Raw genomic sequence first — 20867 nt, 5'->3', positions numbered from 1 at the left:
TTTTATTTCAAATCATCAAAGCTTTTTATACCAGAATCTTCTCGTGTAACTATTTGGATAACTTCTGGATAAATATGCCCTATGAAAGCGGTGTTTGGAACTTTGTGACCTTCGAATGCAGCTTCACCATTTATTGCTTGTAATGCTGGTACATGTACTGTCATCCCTAAATCCATGTGACCATCTCTTATACTAGATAAGTTTTCAACAGATGCCCCGGTTTCGGTGTTTGTCACGTTAAAATCATCAATATTCTTATTCCAAATGCTCGCCATTTCACCACCTAAAGGATAGTAGGTGCCACCCTGACTACCGGTACCAAGGATGAATTCGTTCTTGGCATCACTTACATCTGCACTAAGTTCAGCAACTGGATTTTCTACTGTTAATCCTTGTTCTTCGTAATAGCGTTTAGCTCCAGGATGGATGGGAAGACCTTCTGAACCTAAAAGTGCATTTTCTAAGGTCATTTGTTTTGCTTGAGCATGTGTATTTTCACTTGCTTTTTCAATCATAATTTTTGTTAGATTATAACCAAGTTCTTCATTAATTGTATCTGTATTAGCCATGAGGATTGCATATGCAGTAACTGTTTCGACATCAGACTCGAGAAAATCGTATGTGTCCTTAGGAATTGTATGACGTCTATATCCGCTATTAGCTTCAATATGCTTGATGGCGTTATCAGTAAGGCTAATCATCACAACGTCACCAGAGGAGGCTTGGAGGCTTTCAATACTTGCGGCTGGAAGTCCTAGAATTCCAATTGAAATGTCAATGTTTCCGTCCTGCACACCGTCAGCAGCATCTCCAAATCCTTCTTGATGCTCATTATAATCTCCTTCTTCGAGACCGTAGGCATCCAAGATAATTTTTGAAACTGAATTTGTTTCACTGGCAGGAGGACCAATTGCAATATTTTTTTTGCTTTCACTACAAGCTGCGAGTAATAATATCATGCCGAGAAGTAAAGCTAAAAACCTGAATTGATTTTTCTTCAACTTTCTCACCCCAAAATAATTATTTCTCCCACTCAATTGAAAGTACCTACAAAAAAAATGCTTAAAATTGTAGTACTTAAAAATAGAAGATTAATATTATTATATTAGTAATCTGATAATTTACAACGTGTTCTCTGTATTTTCTGATAATTTGATAATAATTGGTGAAATCTGCATAATACTATCTAGTAAGTTAAAAGTTATCGTGGAAGTTTATCATCAATAATATTTCACTAGTTTCAAAATAACTTACTGTTGGTTAAATTTTGAAAAATGCATTTTAATTCGTGATTTTTAATAAAAATTACTGTAGAATAGATACATATTTGAGGAGGTATGGAGAATGAAACAACTAGATGCAAACGAAATTATTTCATATATTCAGCATGCAAAGAAATCTACGCAGGTGAAAGTATACATAAAAGGAAACGGCATAAATCAGATTTCTTTCGGAGAACATACGAAAGTTTTTGGTGAAGGAAATTCCCTAGTATTATTTGGAGAATGGTCTGAAATCGAATCCGTTTTAAATGAATATAAAGATCAAATTGAAGATGTAGTAGTTGAGAACGAAAGTCGTAATTCTGCTATTCCACTTTTAGATTTGAAGGGGATAAATGCACGTATTGAGCCAGGTGCAATTATTCGAGATCAAGTTAGTATCGGCGATAATAGTGTAATTATGATGGGTGCACTCATTAATATTGGTGCGGTTATTGGAGAAGGTACGATGATTGATATGGGTGCAGTTCTGGGTGGTCGTGCGACTGTCGGGAAAAACTGTCATATTGGTGCAGGTGCAGTGCTAGCTGGAGTAATTGAGCCACCTTCTGCAACTCCTGTCATTATTGAAGATGATGTACTAATTGGTGCAAATGTTGTAGTTCTTGAAGGTTGTAGAGTTGGTAAAGGAGCAGTTGTAGCTGCTGGTGCAATTGTAACGAAGGATATTCCACCGTACTCGGTTGCCGTTGGAGCACCCGCAAAAGTGATTAAAGAAATTGATGATCAAACAAGATCAAAAACGGAAATCATGCAAGAATTACGTCAGTTGTAGTTGGTAGCTGATGAAAACCTTACAAGATATTCGGAGAGATTTACATCGCATACCTGAATTAGGTTTTGAAGAAGTAAAAACACAAAATTATTTATTGGAGCAAATTCGTACACTTCCACAGGATAGACTGACAATTACTACTTGGAAAACAGGTATAGTTGTGAAAATAGAGGGAACCGAACCTACACAAACGATTGGGTGGAGAACGGATATCGATGGTCTTCCGATAACAGAGGTGACTGGGCTTTCCTTTGAATCCAGTCATCCGGGGAAAATGCATGCTTGTGGTCATGATATGCATATGACTGTGGCACTGGGGCTACTAAGAAAATTAGTAGAAAACCCTATAAAAGATCATGCAGTTATTCTATTTCAACCAGCTGAGGAAAGTCCGGGTGGTGCTCTCCCAATGCGTGAATGGCTGAAAGAAGAGCAACAAGCTTTGGTACCTGATAAAATATTTGCCTTTCATGTAGCACCAGAATTCCCTGTTGGTACTGTAGCTACGCGCCCAGGTTTGTTATTTGCCAATACATCTGAATTGTTTATAGATGTCATTGGTAAGGAGGGGCATGCAGCATTTCCGCATCAAGCCAGAGATATGTCTGTTGCGGCCGCTACGCTACTATTGCAACTTCAGACAATTGTAAGCCGTTCTGTCAATCCGATGGATCCGGCAGTACTTACGATTGGGAAGTTCACCTCTGGAACAGTACAGAATATAATTTCTGGACATGCTAGGTTAGAGGGAACTATTCGTACGATGGATGCAGGAACAATGACAATTATTAAAGAGAAGATCGAGGCATTTTGTCGAGCAGCAGAAATTGCTTTTGAATGCTCTGTTCAAATAAACTATGGTTCGTCCTATTATCAAGTTAAAAATGATGAGGTACTTGCAAACGAGTTTTTGGCATTTGCGGAAGCTGATCCTGCAACTAACGCCATTTTATGTGATGCGGCTATGACTGGCGAAGACTTTGGTTATTTCCTGCAAGAAATACCGGGACTGTTATTTTGGGCTGGAGTTGATTCCCCTTATGGATTGCATCATCCGAAGCTCAATCCAGATGAAGCGGTGATTGACTATCTTGTGCCATTTATAGATTCCTACTTTCGTAAAATTTCAGGTTAATACAAAAGAAGCTACTCTGTCTAAGGATTGAGTAGCTTCTTTTGTTTATTTTCCCATAATTATTAAGCGAAGATCTAACCTTCTTAACCATTTACTTGCTTTGGCATGCCAGTTACTTGCGTTCATCGGGCAGTTACTTGCTTTAATTCATAAGTTACTTGTGTTCGCTGTTTGTTTACTTGCTCTGGATGATGATTTACTTGCGGAACGGGAAATTTATCCATCCCACGCATCTCTGCCTAGTTAGGAATACAAATCTCTTGAAGTGTGGCTGGAGTTTTTAATCCACCAGTTGAACATTATATTCCTTAAACCAAATATGCATTTGCACTAGATATGCAAGAAGTTGTGGACCAGACATTAACTGACCGAACCATGGTACTTTAAATGCTTCCCCATTCGATTCTACTAAATCAGCTAGACGTTGCTTTTGGAAAAGCTCATGCAGAATAGAGTTTTTATCTTGCAATTGCTCTTTTAACATATTACTTACAATCCCTGTGTAGACTGGATTATGGGTTTTGGGATATGGGCTTTTTTTGCGATAAAGTACATCATATGGCAAGCTATCTTGAAATGCCTTTCGTAGAATACCTTTTTCCTGGTTGCCAACCATTTTGTATTCCCAAGGAATGTTCCATGCATACTCTACCAATCGGTGATCCGCAAATGGCACGCGGACCTCTAAACTAGCACCCATACTCATACGATCTTTTCTATCTAAAAGAGTAGTCATAAACCATGTCATATTTGTATAAAATAATGCTCGTCTTTTTGCTTCTATATCTGTTTCCCCCTCTAGCAGAGGAGTTTCAGCTATAGTTGTATCGTATGCATTTTGTACATATTCTTCTATTTTTAATTTACCTTGCCAACTATCGTTTAATAGCTGAAAGCGTTCATTGGTAGATCGTATCCAGGGAAAACCTTTTTCTGCGTTTCCAACCTGATGGAACCATGGATAGCCACCAAAAATCTCATCAGCGCACTCTCCAGAAAGTCCTACTGTAAAATCCTGTTTAATTTCTCTGCAAAACCAAAGTAAAGATGAATCGATATCGGCCATTCCAGGAAGATCACGAACGTGAACAGCCTCTCTTAAAAACTCCGCTAATTTTTGTTGGGTAATAATAGAGAAATGATGTTTCGTTTCTAGATGGTTTGTCACCTTTTGAATCCAAGGGAGGTCGTTTGATGGCTGAAAGGTATTGCCTTTAAAATGATGGTCATTGTCTTGATAGTCAATGGAGTATGTGTTCAGAGAGGATTTAGAATTATGTGAATAGGATTTGGCAGCGATTGACGTAATGATACTAGAATCCAAACCACCAGAAAGAAATGTGCAAAGAGGTACGTCAGATACAAGTTGTCTTTCTACAGCATCGGTTACTAGAAAGCGAACTTTTTCGATTGTTTCGTCTAAAGAATCTGTATGCTCCTTGCTTTCTACATTCCAGTAGCGCCAAGTACGGAGTCCTTTACTAGTTAAGCTTAGTGCGTGTGCGGGGCGTAATTCATGTATATCCTTGTACACGCCTGAACCAGGGAGACGAGATGGGCCTAAACCAATAATCTCTGCAAGGCCATTTCTATTTATGATTGGAGAAATAGCAGGATGTGCGAAGATCGATTTTTGCTCAGAGCCAAATAGGAAACCCCCGTTTTTCTCAGTATAAAAAAGTGGTTTAACTCCAAGGCGATCGCGTGCAATAAATACTTTTTGTTCCATCTCATCCCAAATTGCAAAAGCAAATATACCGTTAAAGTAGTCAACGCATTTTTCCTTCCATTCAATATAAGAGGTCAATAAAACCTCGGTATCCGAATGGCCAGAGAAGGAATGCCCACGTTTCAATAATTCTGTTCTGAGATCCTCTGTATTATATAGCTCTCCATTATACGTAAGTGTATATTCACTTGACTGATAGTTTTTAGTCATTGGTTGTTTTCCACCAACAGGATCTACCACTGTTAGACGGCGATGTCCAAACACGGCGTGCGGAGAACTCCAAATATTATCGTCATCTGGACCACGCTTCTTTAAGGTTTCCGTCATTTTCGAAACCGCTGATAATTCGTTTCGCAAATCTCTTTGAAAATGAATCCAACCAGTAATTCCACACATATATGCATCCCTTCTTTCATCCATTATTTTATGCAAGAAATCAAAAATTGTATCAAAAAAATAATCGCAAGGGTGGGTCCCTATGCGATTATTTCTGTGAAATATATTAAGTTGTGACCTTTAAAACGGTTTTGATTTTTTGAATTATTCCCCCACTACTATAAGTTAAAACACTTCGTTTATAGAAGGATAAGCTTAATAGGAATAGAAGAATTACAGTGACGATTAATATAGCCATGGACAGAATTGGTTCAAATGTGGATATATCTGTTGCTCCAATTCGTAGTGGCATTACCATACCTGACGTGAACGGAATATAAGAGAATACTTTAATCAGCAGCGTATCAGGACTTGCCATACCTGAGATTAAAACGTAAAATCCAATAATTCCTACCATCATCGCAGGCATCATCGCCTGACTTGATTCCTCAACCTTGGAAACTAAAGACCCTAATAATGCACCAAGTATTAAGTATAGAATGATTGTTATCAATAAAAATGCTACTGAGTATCCGATAAATGCCAGGGATAATTCGTTGGCAATTTCCTGGACAACATCCCATTTAGATCCTCCATCAATGAGTGCGAATAACAATCCTTGAACAAGTAATAATCCCGCAATTTGTGTCAATGCTAGGAGAAATGTTCCGGTTAACTTCGCCATAAAATGTGTAGCTGGCTTTACACTAGCGAGTAAAACCTCTAGAACACGTGAACCTTTTTCGGAAGCAACATCAGTTGTAATCATCGATAAAAATGTCATAACAAATGAATAAATTAAAAAGCCTATTAAAAAGGAAGCACCAATTCCTGCAGCCTTCTCATCCTCACTTTTACCTGAGGCAGATTGCTCATCAAGATTTTTCATCGTGATAGTAGTTTCGGATTGAAGAATTTTGTCAGCTTGCTCAGCTGTTAAATTTAGCTGCTGTACTTCATATATTTTCCCTGCATACTGTAGAGTTGAAGAAAGGCTTTGCTGATCATTAAATGTTAGTGGTTCAAATGTGGCGATTTCTGCTGTCAATGAATTGTCCTGATCCTCAACGAAAATTACAGCGGCAAAGTCCCCGTTGACGACTTGTTCTTCTACCTTTTCTACCTCATCAGTTGGAAAGGTGAATTCTATGTCGTTAGTCGATTCAAATAAAGCCTCGATTTCTATATCTGTTTCGTTGATTAAAGCAATCTGTAAAGCTTCTTCTTGGAAAAACGCTTCTTTAATATCTGACCAGAACATAACTCCACTGATCACTGCAACATATAGTACGATAGAAAATATAAATGATTTCGCTTTTACTTTTTGAACATATAACTGCTTAACTAATAGCCAAAATTTAGACATGTGTACCACCTACCTTATCCTTGAAGATTTCATCTAATGATAAATAATCCAAACTGAATTTCTCTATATATTTTCCATTAGATACATAGTCGAAGATAGACTGCGCATATGATTCATCCTCAAGTGTTAATGTATAATGATCCTTCCCAACTTGAATATCCCTTACACCATGCAATCCAGCTAAGACTTCTCTTGGAATTTCTGTACGTATCGTTAATTTTGTTTTACCGTATTGTTTCTTTAAGTCCAATAAGCTTCCTGAAAACAAGGACACACCACGTTTCAGTAAGCATAAATGATCACAAAGCTCTTCAACATTATCCATTTGATGACTAGAAAATAATATAGTCGTTCCCTTGCGCTTTAAGTCCAGAATTGCTTGCTTTAGTAAATCCATATTAACAGGATCCAAGCCACTAAAAGGCTCATCTAATATCAGGAACTCTGGTTGATGTATAAAGCTAGCAATTAGTTGGACCTTTTGTTGGTTTCCTTTGGACAAGGTTTCCGCTTTTGCTTTTCGCTTATCCTCTAATTCAAAACGATTAATCCAGTAGTCTACTTCTTTTTTAAGATCTTTTTTTGTCTTCCCTCTTAGCTCTCCGAAGAAGTATAATTGGTCTTCCACTGTCATTGCAGGGAAGATGCCGCGCTCTTCAGGTAAATAGCCTAGAATATCTCGGTTAATGGAGTTAATTTGCTTCCCATTCCACGTAATACTTCCTTCAGTAGTCTCCTGTAAGTCTAAAATCATGCGAAATGTTGTTGTTTTACCAGCACCATTCTGTCCGATCAATCCAAAGATTTCTCCTTTTTCAATTGAAAAGGACAAACTGTTAACAGCGACGAAGTCTTGGTATCTCTTAGTTACTTGGTTGATTGATAACGTCATATTCAAACTCCTATCTTTTTCTCTTTACACTTTATACGAATCAAATTTAAGAATGTTTCAAAAAAATTGTAACGTTTTTGTAAATAGGCCCGTCAAATGGAAAGAGAAGCAAAAAAAGGAGAGATTTGATGAAGAAAATTTTGGGAGTTTTCGCAATAATTTTAATGCTAGGGCTAGGATGGAGCCAAGGATCAGTCTATGCGAAAAGTGACGATGCGAAAATTGAAGCAACTAACTTTTTAAAAGGTTCTGGGATTATAACGAATGTAGAAGAAAAAAAGGACACTGTTACTTTGACGGTAGAAACAACTGGCAAAGAGCCACAGATCACTTTTTACACCGTAACGAGTGAAACAATGATATACAATAGCGGTTCAACGAAAAAGATGGAAAAAGCGGCATTCCAAAAAGGGCAACAAATAGATGCTTACTATGGTAAAGATAAACCGATGCTCATGATATATCCACCGCAAATTTCTCCTGAATTAGTAGTCGTACATGATGCTAAAACATTTGGTTCCGTTAAAGTAGGGAAGTTTGATGAAAAACTGCGTAGTTTAGATAATAAATTGAATTTGAAAGTAGATAGTAAAACTACTTTCGAAAACACTGAAGGAGAAAAAATAGAACGACAAGACTTAAGTGGAAAAGAGCTTATTGTATTCTATACGGTGGCGACTAAAAGCATTCCAGCTCAGACAGCCCCAACTAAAGTAGTAGCAATTTCAACTGAAAAAGCTGAAGAAGCAGTTGAAGCTTCAAACTTCGTAAAATTTTCAGGTGTCATTACTGATATAACAAACGATAAAAATCAGGTTGCACTAACAGTAGTGACAGAAGAAGATGAGCCAACTACAACTATTTTTACACTAGATAATAATGTCCTTCTTTTAAATGGGACAAATGCTGAAGCGGTTAAAAAAGAATCCTTTCAAGTGGGCCAAAAAATAGATGCTTACTATGATAAAAACAAGCCAATGATCTTGATATATCCAGCAAGAATAACACCAGAGATTCTCATTGTTCAAGATAAAGAAAAAGTTAGCTTCTCGAAAGTGTCGAAGTTTGACCAAGATATGATTAGTTTAGATGGAGAGCTTAAATTAAATATTTCCACAGAGACTGAAATACTTAATGAAAATGGGGAAGTAATAACTAAGAAGGATTTAGAAGGAAAAGAGCTAATTGTTTTTTATAATATCACTACAAAAAGCATTCCAGCCCAAACAGTTCCAACGAAAATTGTTGCTGTAAACTATCTTTCAGCCGATCTGAAACAGATTATTAATGATGATCATTTTATACAAAATGGGGTAAAAATGATTCCGCTTCTTCAAGTGGCTGAACAACTTGGATATAAAGTGGAGTCTTATCCTGCCTCTTCACAAAAGACAGTAACACTTACAAAGGGGAATAGTTCTATTAAGGTTATACGTAACATGAATATTTACAGCTACAATAAAAGTCTGCGATTATTTTTAGAACGACCAGTGCTAAAAGATAAGAAAACATATGTATCAGAAGAAATTCTAGATATATTAAAATAATCATAACCCCATCCTTTTCTAGTTGAGAAGGATGGGGTTTATTTAAAGATAAGGAAGTATATAAAAATGTAGCGTAAACAATGGGTTTTCGACACTTTTAAGAGTGAATAATAGTGCTGGCTTCCTTTTCGAGTGGAGGAACGAAGGATAAGAGTGTCACCTCAAATGGAGGGCAATCTAAATTCGACGCTTCCTGCAAATTTTGACCTTCAATAAAGTAATCTCCATAAATAAAAGGTTGCATATGCTTCCCAACCGGTCCAGTGCTGAGCCAGTTGCATAATTTCAGTCCTCGTAGGTTTAGTCGGTGAGCCAGTTACCTGTTTAATAGCATTATGTAGTCCTACATCATCAATAGGAAAAGCGGAAGGAAATCTTAAACAGCGCATTAATACATAATTAGCGGTCCACGGACCAATCCCTCGGATTTGAGTAAGAATCTTTTCAGCTCTTTTTACATCATTTTCTGCTAAGAGCATTTCTTTTGTCAGTAGACCTTTGTGGATTAAGTTTGCCACATCTATTAAGTACTCACATTTTTTTACGGTCATTTTTAGTCCACTTAAGTCATGTACGGTCAGATTTGCAATAGTATCAGGTGTAGGGAATAACCAATAGTCATGACCTTCAAAATGAATAGAATGTCCATAAGTTTCCACTAAACGACGCTTCAATGTATAGGCATAGGTAAGGTTAATCTGTTGACCTAGGATGCCCCATGTCATTGCCTCAAATAAATCAGGAATACCCATAATGCGTAGCCCTTCAAATTTTTGAGCCGCTTGTGACAATATTGGATCAGTGGAGGCTAATTTATAAAATTCCTGCAAATCCGCATTTAGGTCAAACCACTCAATTATATAGGCTACTATCTCTTCATTGCGATTTTTACCATCGGGACATGTATCATTTATAAAATTAATTGCTAGAATTTGATCTTTGTATTCGCTGATTTCTATTAATAGGTTGCAAGTTCCTAATGGTATTGCTTTTCGGATTTTATTGTCCTGAATATGAAATAAGCATTCATTGGTTGATCTGGAGAGATATTGAAGATTATTAGAAAAGTTAAATCCAGATGGAGTATGTAATAGTATTTTGTCGTCTATTTCTTCCCAAAACAAATTGCGCCACCTCCTTTATACGTTCTTAGTAATATTAGGAAAATGAGTTATGCTAAAAGTATACAAGAAGGAAGGTTGAGATGATACAGTGTGTATTAGACATTTACAACAGAAAGTAGAGGATATTACATGGAAATAAGACGAATAAATGAAGCATACCCAATAGAATTATTATTACAGGCAGATCCTTCTAAGAAGCTTATCCAGCAATATTTAGAGAGGGGGAAATGCTACATAGGCGAAGAAGGTGGAGAAATAGTAGGCATATTTGTACTACTTTCAACTAGACCAGAAACCGTAGAACTCGTTAATATTGCTATAGAGGAGCATTATCGAGGTAAAGGGTTTGGGAAAGCGCTCGTAATAGGTGCTATAAATATGGCAAAGGAACAAGGATATAAAGTCATTGAATTAGGTACAGGCAATTCAAGTATTGATCAGCTAGCTCTTTATCAAAAATGTGGATTTCGAATTGTCGGTGTGGATATAGACTTTTTCACAGCTCATTATGAAGAGGAAATAATCGAAAATGGTATCTCATGTGTAGATATGATTCGCCTAAGGCAGCTACTATAAAAGGGGGGGAGTGCATCCCTCCCTGTGCTTTAGCTAATTCTGTCCAATATCCAAGAGCATTTCGCTTTTGTTATTGTGTATGTAGTAATTCTAAAATACGTTTAAGATCACTCGCTGGGATTTGACCAGGAGCAGATGGTGCTACACCAGCACCGAATGTTGCTGCAGAACCAAAAATTTCTCCAGCTAATCGACTTATGACACCGGTAGAATCCATAGACATGGAGATAATCGGGCGGTCTGCATACAATGATTGCATGGTATACGTCGCTTCTAGCAATGTCAGAACATCTGCTGGATTGTTCGGCATTACGGCAATTTTAGTGATATGTGCATCCAATTCTTGCATTCTTCTAAGTCTCCACATGATCTCTTCCTTGGCAGGAGTCTTTTCGAAATCATGATTAGACATAATGGTAACGACATCACTTTTTTTGGCGATCTCCATAATTTCTGTCACATTGGGTGAAAACAACTCTACGTCTACTAAATCTATTTCATCTGTTTTCATCACTTCCACAAGAAGGTTCTTGTAGTACGAATCTTCAATAGTTTTGTTGCCACCCTCCCGATGGGTTCTAAAAGTGAATAAGAGTGGTATAGAGTGTAGCTCTTTACGAATGATTGAGAGTGTTTGTTTTACCGTAGCCAAATCTTCAATATCCTCAAACAAATCTGCACGCCATTCGACGATGTCTAGGTTTATTTGTTTAATTGTTTTTATTTCCAAAAGGAGCGCTTCTAGAGTATCTCCCATTATTGGTACAATGACTTTTGGTATACCTTTTCCTATATGGATATCTCTGATAGAAACAACTTTCATAAAAGTATCCCCTCCAGCGTTGTTTTAGGTTATATTAACATACAAAGATAAAAGGAGGGCAATTTTATGAATTTTCAGCGTTATGAAAACGTAGATGCATTTGCAAAAATAGTAACACCCTTTTTGGAAGAAAATGAAGATAAATTTAGCCTGCTTCTAGGTGTTTTGAAGGGGATAAAAGCTGGTGCATACGAAAATCCGTACATGGCAACTATTGAAGAAAACGGTAAATTACTAGCAATCTTTCAAATGACTCCACCACATCCTTTAAATATTATATTTGTTGATGAAAATCAAATATCTACGTGCATAGATTTATGTATATCTGAATTAACCAAGCATGCCGTACCGGTAGAATCTATTATTAGTGTGAAGGAATGGGCTGTTCTGTTTGGACAAAAATGGCAGGAGAAAACCGATGGGAACTTTTCTTTAATGATGGATCAAGGGCTATATAGACTGGACCAAGTAGAGGAATCACTAGAAATGAGTCCAGGGAAATGGCGTTACGCAGCGATTAGTGACGCACAGCTTATAGAGAAATGGTACAGTCAGTTTGAACAAGATACTGGGTTATCCGTTACAGCTCCAAAAGAAATAAAAAAACGTGTGAAAAATATGTTGGATGGAAAGGAAGTCTTCTTTTGGGAAGACCAAGGAGAGGTTGTATCCATGATGAAAAAGTCTAGGCCAACAACAAATGGGATAACAGTTTCACTTGTTTTTACACCCGCTGAAAAACGAAAAAAAGGGTACGGACGAACATTGGTTGCAACAGTGAGTAGAGAGTTATTGAAGGAATTCGAGTTTTGTGTACTATATACAGATATGCTCAATCCAACATCGAACAAAATCTATCAAGAAATAGGCTATCAGAAGCTCGTGGATTCTGTTCATTTGAAATTGGAAACAAAATAGTAATACTATTTTACGGTAAGATAAATGAAAGATACTTTATAAAAGGGGGGTAGACGGAGGACGGGAAATAGCTACCCTCTTCATCTACCCTTAGAATTACTTTATCTTCCTTCGTCTTTTTTGTTATCCTCTATTTCTTCTAAAGATTCTTGGTATTCCTCTTCAATATCGGTTGTTTTGTATATAAAAGGTTCATGGTTATAGTCAGTCCGTTTTCCATAGCGAAGCATTTCATAAATAATCAGTCCGTTATTCGGCATGCCATTTACTGTTCTCATCGGAATAATATCAAACAAAACATAGTAAAAAGCATAAAATACAAAGCGATTCCAAAACGTTTTATGTTCTTCTAACAACCCGTTTGCTAATAATGCATTTAATAATAGAGCCACAGAAAGATTCATGAAGATCGGACCTGCGTAAAGACATATATATGCTAGCTTACTTTTCCTTTTTAAAGAATCATATGAAAACCAGCTAAATAGATGATAATATTTTCGAACATCAATTATCCAAAACTTGAAAACCCGTGGTCCAGAACCGATAGTTAGTCTTGGATTCTTCACACCAAAAATCTCACTTGCTATCAAGTAACCTGTTTCTCGCAGAAATACAACTATAGGCAAAATGATAAATGCTGAAATTACCAAAGATAGTAAATCCGAAAATCCAAACATTTTATCGCAACTCTCTATAAATGTGATGTTGTCTATAAAATACCCGATTTATGTACGAACGAACCTTGAAATAATCACCAACTAATATTTACGTGAATTAATGCTGATTTTTGCTCCAACGTAATTTCATGTTTCGAATCTAGCGTAACGATGCGGAAACAGATAGACGATTTCTACAAGTAAAATGTCCCTATTTTATTTTCCCTCATTATATTCAAGTTTGAAGTAATTCCGAAGTAAGAATGCAACCCATTTGCAACTAGGATAGCTTTGAATATTTTTTAAAAGACCTTCTACTACAGCAGGGCTTAGAGTGGGCTCTAGTATATGTTGCTTTAACAAGGTAAGCGATTCTTTTTCAAGTGGCTCCTCTACTTCTTTTAAATTCTGCTCTAAGATTTCAAGCAGTTGATCAATCGTTACTTCCGTATGGGTCAACCGTTTTAACTGGAAAATTTCTTCGGTGACAAATGGAATTGTAGCGTGTGTCGCAAGCAGGTTTGTTTTTTCCACTAATGATTGCGCGAGCTGATCCAAATCTACTGGGACATTATTGAATAGAATTAATTCCGAATAAATACTGATGAAACCTTTAATACAATATACTAAATCATGTTTTGTATTTTCGATTTTTTCCCCAAATAACCTTTCCATCAAAGTAAGGATAGTTTTCTCTAGTAATCGATCATAATAATGAAATTTTATAACAAGCTCCTTATTAAATGATTGGGACTGTTCTTTCATCAAAATTTTAGCAAAATCGGAATGCTTTTGAGTGGATTGGAACATGGTAAAGTAAAATTCATATAATGTTTTCTCATCATTTTGGGTGGTTGTGACCTGATAGTCAGTATCTGAAATCATTTGACTCATAAATTGGTCGATTAATGCTAATATCAATTCATCTTTTGATTTGAAAGACAAATAGAAAGCACCTTTAGAAATCCCACAGTGTTCAGTGATTTGTTGAACAGAAGTAAGTTCAAATCCTTGTTGTGCAAAAAGCTCTAATGCTTTTTCCATTATTAATTGTTTTTTTCCCATCTGAAACTACCGCTCCTAGTTCATATTATTGACAACTGACTAATAAGTCATTATTATAAGTAATTGAGAAATTAAAGTCAATTAGGGGTAGGTGTAAGAGTGAAAGGTTTAGTTAATTTTGTCCTGCACAATAAATTAGCGGTATGGCTACTTACAATTATTATCACAGTATCCGGTATTTATTCAGGGACACGTATGAACATGGAAACAATTCCAGATATCTCAATCCCATATTTAATGGTAATGGATGTCTATCCTGGTGCAACACCTGAGCAGGTAATGGAAGATGTATCCATGCCTTTGGAAAAAGTAGTAGAAAATCTTGAGGGTGTAAAATCCGTTTATTCTAATTCCAATTCGAATATGGCAAGTATTCAAGTGGAATATGAATATGGTGAGGATATGGACGAAGCAAATCGTGCATTAAAGTCAGCATTAGAGTCGGTAAAATTACCTGAAGGAGCACAGGAACCAATTGTCACAGCTCTTAGCATGAATATGATGCCAGTTGTTGCATTAAGTGTTAGTAGTAAGACAGAAGACATTGTGGAGTTAACTTCTACAGTTTCAGATCTATTAGTTCCTAAGATTGAGAAAATTGATGGTGTAGCTTCTGCAACTATTGCAGGACAGCATATAGAAGAAGTTAACCTTACGTATAACGAAGAAAAAATGACCGAGCTTGGATTGACAGAAGATGATGTAAAACAAATGATACAAGCAAGTGACTTAGCAGTTTCATTAGGTCTATACGAGTTTGAAGAAGGAGAAGAGGCAGTTTCAGTAGATGGTAAGTTCATGACTTCAGATGAACTAAAGGAAATGCTTATTCCGGTAACACCATCCGCAGCGAACCCATCTCCATTTGTGAAACTTAGCGATATTGCTTCTATTGAAGAAGTTGGTAGAGTTCAATCTGTTTCACGTACAAATGGAGAGGATGCAATTTCTGTTCAAATTGTTAAAGGACAGCAAGCAAATACTGTTGATGTTGTTAATAGTGTGAAAGAATTGATCAAAGAAGAACAGAAAAATATTGATGGTCTTGTTATTGATATATCACTAGACCAAGGTGAGCCAATTGAAGAATCGGTCTTCACGATGATTGAAAAAGCATTATTTGGTGGTTTAATTGCAGTATTAATCATATTACTGTTTTTACGTGATTTTAAATCAACAGTCATTTCAATCATATCTATTCCAGTCTCTATTTTTATGGCGTTACTACTATTAAACTGGATGGATATTACGTTGAATATTATGACCCTTGGGGCTATTACAGTTGCGATTGGACGGGTAATAGATGACTCCATTGTAGTAGTGGAAAATATTTATCGTCGTATTCATCTAAAAGATGAGAAATTATCAGGACGTGCGCTAGTACGTGAAGCAACAATTGAAATGTTCAAACCTATTTTGTCATCTACTCTAGTTACGGTTGCAGTATTTGCACCATTATTATTTGTAGGTGGTATGGTAGGAGAATTGTTTATGCCATTTGCTTTAACAATGACGTTTGCACTTGGAGCATCATTGATCGTGGCTATCACAATCGTTCCAGCATTATCTCACTTCTTGTTTAAGAAGAAATTATATAGTAAAAAGAATGAGAGTAATCATAAAGAGGTTGGTAAACTAGCTAATGGTTATAAGAGTATATTGGAATGGACGCTTAACCATAAAATAATTACTTCTATAGTATCTATCGTTTTACTAGTTGGTAGCTTAGCTTTAACGCCATTAATCGGCTTCAGCTTCTTAGGAAGTGAAGAAGAAAAAGTTATGTATTTAACGTATACACCAGAAGCCGGTGAGCTAAAAGATGATACATTAGCAAATGTTGCCAAGGTAGAAGAAGAGTTATTAAAACGTAAAGATATTGATATACTTCAATTATCAGTGACAGATAGTGATAGTGCTGATCCAGCAGCTGCAATGATGGGTGGCGGAGCAGGCGGTGCATTAATGTACCTTATCTTCGATCCAGAAATGGAAGACTTCCCAGGAGCGCGTGAAGAAATTGAAGAGTATGTATTTAATATTGGGCAAACAGGTGAGTGGAAGAGCCAAAACTTCTCCGCTATGTCGATGTCTTCAAATGAAGTTAGTTATACATTCTATAGTGAAGATTTAAACAAACTAAATGAAGCAGTAACAATGGTAGAAGATGTAATGAAGGAAAATGACGGTTTAGAAGACGTTTCTTCTAGTACTGAGGATGCTTATGTAGAATATACATTCAATGTAGAGCAAGATGAGTTACTTCAGTATGGTTTAACAACAGGCCAAATTGTCATGATGTTAAGTCCTTCAGCTACACAAGAAGTATTGACGACAGTTGAAAAAGATGGCAATACGTTAGATGTAATTGTTCAGCAGGAAAAAGCACAACAACCAAAATCAGTAGATGATATTTTAGCTACAGAAGTACCTACAGCATTGGGTACGACAATGCCTCTTTCTGAGCTGGTAACAGTAGAAGAAGGAACAACACTTAATACTCTTGCTCGTAGTAAAGGGGAGTACTATGCAACTGTTACTGGAACAATCCTTGGGGATGATATTTCAGTTGCAACATCAGAAGTAGATGAAGCAATTGATAAATTAGACTTACCAAAAGGTGTTACAGTTGGTGTTGCAGGTGTTGCAGCAGATATGACTGAAACATTTACACAGCTTGGAATAGCAATGCTTGCGGCTATCGCAATTGTTTACTTTATCTTAGTTGTAACATTCCGTGAGGGTGTAGCACCATTTGCTATACTATTCTCATTACCGTTTGCAGTAATAGGTTCATTCGTTGGTTTATTGATCGCGAAAGAAACTATATCTGTTTCAGTTATGATGGGTATGCTCATGTTAATCGGTATCGTAGTCACAAATGCGATTGTACTAGTAGACCGAATCATTCATATGGAACGTGATGGTATGAGTATGCGTGAAGCAATTCTGGAAGCGGGGGCAACTCGTCTTCGTCCAATCCTAATGACTGCAATTGCAACTATTGGTGCATTGATACCATTAGCTGTTGGTTCAGGTGGCGGCGGTTTAATCTCGAAGGGTCTTGGTATTACAGTAATCGGTGGTTTAACAAGTTCAACGTTGTTAACGTTAATAGTTGTACCGATTGTTTATGAAATCCTATCGAAACTATTCAAGAAAAACCGTAAGGAAATAGAAGAAAACTAATACGTAACAAAATAGTAAAGTCCTTCAAGATGTGTCGTCTTGAAGGACTTTTTCTTATTTATAAGCTACTACTCTGCTTTTCTTTTCTACCGCTATTTTCCCATTATCCGATGAAAGACGGACTTTGTTTGTTCCGTTCCCGAAAACAGTTCGAGAATTTTTTTCACCGAACACACTTATTTTACCGAAATCTACATTTGCATGAATAGATACGTCCGTTGGGTCATTTTCCGTTTCTACTAAAATGCCCCCGTTGTCTGTCTCCAATTCAATCATTCGATCCAAGCTAGCAGTTAGTAGCTCGATTCTGCCGTTTTCAGTTTTTCCTACAATACTTCCGTTTACGTCTTGCATCATAATTCTTCCGTTATCTGTTTCGGTGTGAACTTGCTCGGCATCGATATTTCGAAGCTCAATTCTGCCGTTATCAGTTTCAGCGGTGAGCTTATCAGCTTCAATTTTCTCCATTTCGATACGTCCATTATCGGTTTTTACTTCTAGAATGGTTGCAGCAAATTCTTTTAATCCAATACTCCCGTTATCTGATATAGTTTTTATATTCTTCGCGAGTATTTTTTCAGCTCGAATTCGTCCGAAAGTAGTTTTCATAATAACAGTTGTATATAGCTTTTTAGGTAGGGAAACGTTTACTCCTAGTTCTTTTATTAAGAACATGAAACTAAAAAGTTTATACTTTTTGGTTTTAAATTGAATGGATAATGTGTCGTTTATTATATCGACGGTTAATTGTAATTTATCGTTTTCTCCAACTACCTCTATAGTTGTTTCGTTTGTTTCCGAAGGAGTTACGTATAAAGAGCCGAATTCTATATCCATCATCACATTGGAGAAGTTCGCATGAGGAACCTTAATGATTTTATTGCGAGTTGTACCTTTCTCCGGAATTTGAACTTGGTTTTCGGAAAGCTCCTTGGCAATTTCTTTTGGTGACCCTAAAGAAGCCGCAATTTCACTATCCGATTTTCCATCTTCTCGGCCATTTGAGAAGTACTCTTTAATGTCAGAAAGAATATCATTTCTCTCTTCAGCTGGCAGCCTCGTTAAAGCAGTTTCTAATTCATTTAAAAATTGTTGTTCAGTCATTTTTTACACCCTCTTCAATTAGATTATTTACACCAGTCGTAAAACTTTTCCATTCTTTCAATTGTTCATGTAAGTAGGAGCGACCTAAATCAGTGAGCTTGTAGTATTTACGTGGGGGTCCTTCTGTGGACTCCTGCAGATATGTGGTAAAATAGCCTTCCTTTGTCAAACGTCTTAATAATGGATATACGGATCCCTCTGAAATTGAAATCTGATCGGATATTTTTTGTACAAGCTCATAACCATATCGATCTTGCTTATCCAATAAAACAAGCACACATAAGTTTAATACTCCTTTTTTAAATTGAATATTCATCTTTTCTTTCCTCCTTCCACTACTAACTAATGAACAGTACCTTAGATAGAATATATCATATGGTATTATCTTATGCAAGGTACTAGACTAAATGCAATTATAATTTTATAAATTGTCAGTTATAATTAGAGGAAATGAAAGGGAGTTACGGGATGAATCCTTTTACTGAAAAAGTAATTCATATTATAAAGTCCATTCCATCGGGAAAAGTGATGACGTATGGACAGGTTGCAAAAGTTGCAGGAAGCCCTCGAGGGGCAAGACAAGTAGTTCGTATTTTGCATTCTATGAGCGCAAAATATAATATTCCTTGGCAACGTGTGATTAATGCGAAGGGCGAAATTGTAATGGCTGATGAAGAATCGGCATACTCTCAAAAAGCGATGCTAGAAGCGGAAGGGGTCCACTTTCTTGCCAATGGATGTGTAGATTTAACAAAGTCCCGTTATGATCTTAATATAATAGAAGAAGATTGGATATAAGGAGAGGAAGTGAAGGCTGATGTTTAGCTGGAAAGGTGCAGCTGGTATTTGTGTAAATGATCAAAATGAAGTATTAATGGTACTGCAAGCAGCACCAGGAGAAGATAAAAAGTGGACAGTTCCATCTGGGACGCTTGAAGAAGGAGAAACAATAGAAGAATGCTGTACAAGAGAATTCAGTGAGGAAACTGGATTCATAGTGAAAACGATTGACAAGGTGCATAATAAAAGTGGAAATCTCAGTGAACACGGAATCTCTTACTATGTGGACTATTTTTTAGTGACAATAATAAGCGGTGAAATAACATTACAAGACCCAGATGAATTTATTCACGAAATTGCTTGGAAGTCATTCGAGGAAATCCAAGTCTTGGATTTAGCTTATCCAGAGGATATCCACATAATCGAGAAAGTATTACAAAATGGAATGGATAAACTTCCAAATTAGTTAGGAGGTTGGAATTATTAAATTCGTGTTTATAATAATTTGGGCTATTATTTTTCTTTATTTGTTAAATATCCTCGAAATAGAAAAGAGTTTGTTCAACTATATTATTGCCTTCTTTTTGTTATTGGGTGGTGTCTATGGAATTGATAAAATATACAAAGTGATATATACAAAAAGCTAGAAGGTATGACCTTCTAGCTTTTGGTGTAAATAACAATTGCATCGCGTAAAAATTCAGTTGCGCCTGATTGTACTTTATCGTAATATGCAGTGAATCGTTCATCAGAGACATACATTTCTGCAAGACCTTCATGAGCTTCTTTAGAGTATTGATCCCAGTAAAAGCAAAGCCATTGTTTATGCAAATCTGCCGCTTTTTGAGCCTGTTCTCCGGCGGGATTTTCGGTATCCATTGCTGCTTTTAAATTCATGAACATTTGCTCCTCTAATTTCTGTATTTTCGCATACTCCTCTTCGGTCATGCCCTTTATTTTTACGTTGGATGCATTCACTGTATCTTCACCGTATTTTTTTCGAATTTCTTTTCCGTATTTCTTCTCATTGTCATCAACAAGTTTTTGTTTAAAGCCTTCAAACTTTTCCTTATCTGTCATGCTAATCTTCCTTTCTGTCTGCTTAATTGATTTATCCACGTTATTAATAAGTGCATCAAGTTGCACACGTTTTTCGAGCAGTTTATCACGATGATCTCGAAGCGCTTGTGTACCGTCAAATGCTGGGGATGTCATGATTTCTTTAATACTTTCTAAATTTACTCCAAGTTCGCGGTAAAATAGTATTTGTTGCAGCCGATTTACTTCATTTTCACCGTATATACGATATCCTGATGAATTGATACGTGTAGGTTTAAGTAGCCCAATCTCATCATAATATCGTAGTGTTCTTGCGCTAATACCAGCAAGCTGCCCAAGTTTTTGTACCGTGTATTCCAATTCATCACCTCCTTATATATTCAGCTTAAACCTTTACGTTGCGTGAAGGTCAAGCAATAATTGTTCAATTATTTTAATTTGATTATAATGAAACAATAAGTAAGGGGGAAA

Annotated in this window: 19 protein-coding genes; 8 read left to right on the top strand and 11 right to left on the bottom strand. The window is 36.6% G+C overall.

The window, feature by feature from the left end; translation table 11 throughout:
* Window positions 1-2: 2 nt before the first annotated feature.
* Window positions 3-1010: a TAXI family TRAP transporter solute-binding subunit gene (locus tag MKY29_RS19995; RefSeq protein WP_445677885.1), complete on the bottom strand. Its 1008-nt coding sequence runs from the start codon at window positions 1008-1010 to the stop codon at window positions 3-5.
* A 334-nt stretch (window positions 1011-1344) separates the two neighbouring features.
* On the opposite strand from MKY29_RS19995, the gene dapD reads away from it, so the two are divergent.
* Together dapD and MKY29_RS19985 are read left to right on the top strand one after the other, a co-directional pair.
* Complete coding sequence (dapD, locus tag MKY29_RS19990) at window positions 1345-2058, top strand: 2,3,4,5-tetrahydropyridine-2,6-dicarboxylate N-acetyltransferase (RefSeq protein ID WP_093495702.1); 714 nt, start codon at window positions 1345-1347, stop codon at window positions 2056-2058.
* A gap of 10 nt (window positions 2059-2068) precedes the next feature.
* Window positions 2069-3193, top strand: a complete 1125-nt coding sequence (locus tag MKY29_RS19985; protein WP_090566060.1) for an N-acetyldiaminopimelate deacetylase — start codon at window positions 2069-2071, stop codon at window positions 3191-3193.
* A 280-nt stretch (window positions 3194-3473) separates the two neighbouring features.
* On the opposite strand, the gene asnB is transcribed toward MKY29_RS19985, so the two are convergent.
* The 3 genes from asnB to MKY29_RS19970 all read right to left on the bottom strand — a co-directional run bounded on the left by asnB (window position 3474) and on the right by MKY29_RS19970 (window position 7555).
* Complete coding sequence (gene asnB / locus MKY29_RS19980; RefSeq protein WP_340880904.1) at window positions 3474-5318, bottom strand: asparagine synthase (glutamine-hydrolyzing); 1845 nt, start codon at window positions 5316-5318, stop codon at window positions 3474-3476.
* 106 nt (window positions 5319-5424) lie between these two features.
* Window positions 5425-6663 carry an ABC transporter permease gene (locus MKY29_RS19975; protein WP_090566068.1) on the bottom strand — a complete coding sequence of 413 codons (1239 nt, stop codon included), beginning with the start codon at window positions 6661-6663 and terminating at the stop codon, window positions 5425-5427.
* Window positions 6656-7555: an ABC transporter ATP-binding protein gene (locus MKY29_RS19970; protein WP_090566071.1), complete on the bottom strand. Its 900-nt coding sequence runs from the start codon at window positions 7553-7555 to the stop codon at window positions 6656-6658. Before MKY29_RS19970 ends, MKY29_RS19975 begins: the two co-directional genes overlap by 8 nt.
* Window positions 7556-7683: 128 nt before the next feature.
* On the opposite strand from MKY29_RS19970, the gene MKY29_RS19965 reads away from it, so the two are divergent.
* Window positions 7684-9102, top strand: a complete 1419-nt coding sequence (locus MKY29_RS19965; RefSeq protein ID WP_340880618.1) for a stalk domain-containing protein — start codon at window positions 7684-7686, stop codon at window positions 9100-9102.
* A gap of 209 nt (window positions 9103-9311) precedes the next feature.
* Here MKY29_RS19965 and MKY29_RS19960 read toward each other — a convergent pair whose 3' ends face one another.
* Window positions 9312-10226, bottom strand: a complete 915-nt coding sequence (locus MKY29_RS19960; protein ID WP_090566077.1) for a DNA-3-methyladenine glycosylase 2 — start codon at window positions 10224-10226, stop codon at window positions 9312-9314.
* Between the two features lie 129 nt (window positions 10227-10355).
* Here MKY29_RS19960 and MKY29_RS19955 point away from each other — a divergent pair, with 129 nt between their 5' ends.
* Window positions 10356-10802: a GNAT family N-acetyltransferase gene (locus MKY29_RS19955; RefSeq protein ID WP_090566079.1), complete on the top strand. Its 447-nt coding sequence runs from the start codon at window positions 10356-10358 to the stop codon at window positions 10800-10802.
* Between the two features lie 70 nt (window positions 10803-10872).
* Here MKY29_RS19955 and aroD read toward each other — a convergent pair whose 3' ends face one another.
* A complete protein-coding gene (gene aroD / locus MKY29_RS19950) occupies window positions 10873-11625 on the bottom strand; it encodes a type I 3-dehydroquinate dehydratase (RefSeq protein ID WP_090566082.1) in 753 nt (250 codons plus the stop codon).
* A 66-nt stretch (window positions 11626-11691) separates the two neighbouring features.
* On the opposite strand from aroD, the gene MKY29_RS19945 reads away from it, so the two are divergent.
* Window positions 11692-12543: a GNAT family N-acetyltransferase gene (locus tag MKY29_RS19945; RefSeq protein ID WP_340880617.1), complete on the top strand. Its 852-nt coding sequence runs from the start codon at window positions 11692-11694 to the stop codon at window positions 12541-12543.
* A gap of 101 nt (window positions 12544-12644) precedes the next feature.
* Here MKY29_RS19945 and MKY29_RS19940 read toward each other — a convergent pair whose 3' ends face one another.
* Window positions 12645-13220 (bottom strand): hypothetical protein, encoded by a 576-nt coding sequence (locus MKY29_RS19940; protein ID WP_340880616.1) that lies wholly within the window; start codon window positions 13218-13220, stop codon window positions 12645-12647.
* 195 nt (window positions 13221-13415) lie between these two features.
* Complete coding sequence (locus MKY29_RS19935) at window positions 13416-14264, bottom strand: TetR/AcrR family transcriptional regulator (protein WP_090566091.1); 849 nt, start codon at window positions 14262-14264, stop codon at window positions 13416-13418.
* A gap of 99 nt (window positions 14265-14363) precedes the next feature.
* Here MKY29_RS19935 and MKY29_RS19930 point away from each other — a divergent pair, with 99 nt between their 5' ends.
* Window positions 14364-17453, top strand: a complete 3090-nt coding sequence (locus MKY29_RS19930) for an efflux RND transporter permease subunit (protein WP_090566093.1) — start codon at window positions 14364-14366, stop codon at window positions 17451-17453.
* A gap of 54 nt (window positions 17454-17507) precedes the next feature.
* Here MKY29_RS19930 and MKY29_RS19925 read toward each other — a convergent pair whose 3' ends face one another.
* Together MKY29_RS19925 and MKY29_RS19920 are read right to left on the bottom strand one after the other, a co-directional pair.
* A complete protein-coding gene (locus MKY29_RS19925) occupies window positions 17508-18557 on the bottom strand; it encodes a DUF4097 family beta strand repeat-containing protein (RefSeq protein ID WP_340880615.1) in 1050 nt (349 codons plus the stop codon).
* Entirely contained in the window at window positions 18550-18873 is a 324-nt protein-coding gene (locus MKY29_RS19920) for a PadR family transcriptional regulator (RefSeq protein ID WP_090566098.1), read from the bottom strand. The genes MKY29_RS19925 and MKY29_RS19920 overlap by 8 nt, the downstream gene beginning before the upstream one ends.
* Before the next feature lie 152 nt (window positions 18874-19025).
* On the opposite strand from MKY29_RS19920, the gene MKY29_RS19915 reads away from it, so the two are divergent.
* The gene (locus MKY29_RS19915) at window positions 19026-19355 is read left to right on the top strand and encodes an MGMT family protein (RefSeq protein ID WP_340880614.1); all 330 of its coding nucleotides are present in this window, start codon (window positions 19026-19028) and stop codon (window positions 19353-19355) included.
* Window positions 19356-19374: 19 nt separating this feature from the next.
* On the top strand, window positions 19375-19803 hold the full coding sequence (locus MKY29_RS19910; protein WP_090566104.1) for an NUDIX hydrolase: 429 nt from the start codon (window positions 19375-19377) through the stop codon (window positions 19801-19803).
* A gap of 194 nt (window positions 19804-19997) precedes the next feature.
* On the opposite strand, the gene MKY29_RS19905 is transcribed toward MKY29_RS19910, so the two are convergent.
* On the bottom strand, window positions 19998-20756 hold the full coding sequence (locus tag MKY29_RS19905; protein ID WP_241598042.1) for a MerR family transcriptional regulator: 759 nt from the start codon (window positions 20754-20756) through the stop codon (window positions 19998-20000).
* Window positions 20757-20867 lie beyond the last annotated feature (111 nt).

The sequence above is a fragment of the Psychrobacillus sp. FSL K6-2365 genome (assembly GCF_038003165.1).
Classification (GTDB): Bacteria; Bacillota; Bacilli; order Bacillales_A; family Planococcaceae; genus Psychrobacillus; species Psychrobacillus psychrodurans.
Note: the sequence above shows the minus strand (reverse complement) of the source record. Positions and strands in the feature narration are given on the sequence as shown.

Excerpts from the sequence above, each read along its gene's own strand:
- MKY29_RS19910 (WP_090566104.1), top strand. The coding sequence starts at position 19,375 with ATGTTTAGCTGGAAAGGTGCAGCTGGTATTTGTGTAAATGATCAAAAT.
- MKY29_RS19975 (WP_090566068.1), bottom strand. The coding sequence starts at position 6,663 with ATGTCTAAATTTTGGCTATTAGTTAAGCAGTTATATGTTCAAAAAGTA.
- MKY29_RS19985 (WP_090566060.1), top strand. The coding sequence starts at position 2,069 with ATGAAAACCTTACAAGATATTCGGAGAGATTTACATCGCATACCTGAA.
- MKY29_RS19925 (WP_340880615.1), bottom strand. The coding sequence starts at position 18,557 with ATGACTGAACAACAATTTTTAAATGAATTAGAAACTGCTTTAACGAGG.
- MKY29_RS19945 (WP_340880617.1), top strand. The coding sequence starts at position 11,692 with ATGAATTTTCAGCGTTATGAAAACGTAGATGCATTTGCAAAAATAGTA.
- MKY29_RS19920 (WP_090566098.1), bottom strand. The coding sequence starts at position 18,873 with ATGAATATTCAATTTAAAAAAGGAGTATTAAACTTATGTGTGCTTGTT.
- MKY29_RS19915 (WP_340880614.1), top strand. The coding sequence starts at position 19,026 with ATGAATCCTTTTACTGAAAAAGTAATTCATATTATAAAGTCCATTCCA.
- MKY29_RS19940 (WP_340880616.1), bottom strand. The coding sequence starts at position 13,220 with ATGTTTGGATTTTCGGATTTACTATCTTTGGTAATTTCAGCATTTATC.
- MKY29_RS19955 (WP_090566079.1), top strand. The coding sequence starts at position 10,356 with ATGGAAATAAGACGAATAAATGAAGCATACCCAATAGAATTATTATTA.
- dapD (WP_093495702.1), top strand. The coding sequence starts at position 1,345 with ATGAAACAACTAGATGCAAACGAAATTATTTCATATATTCAGCATGCA.
- asnB (WP_340880904.1), bottom strand. The coding sequence starts at position 5,318 with ATGTGTGGAATTACTGGTTGGATTCATTTTCAAAGAGATTTGCGAAAC.
- MKY29_RS19970 (WP_090566071.1), bottom strand. The coding sequence starts at position 7,555 with ATGACGTTATCAATCAACCAAGTAACTAAGAGATACCAAGACTTCGTC.
- MKY29_RS19965 (WP_340880618.1), top strand. The coding sequence starts at position 7,684 with ATGAAGAAAATTTTGGGAGTTTTCGCAATAATTTTAATGCTAGGGCTA.
- aroD (WP_090566082.1), bottom strand. The coding sequence starts at position 11,625 with ATGAAAGTTGTTTCTATCAGAGATATCCATATAGGAAAAGGTATACCA.
- MKY29_RS19935 (WP_090566091.1), bottom strand. The coding sequence starts at position 14,264 with ATGGGAAAAAAACAATTAATAATGGAAAAAGCATTAGAGCTTTTTGCA.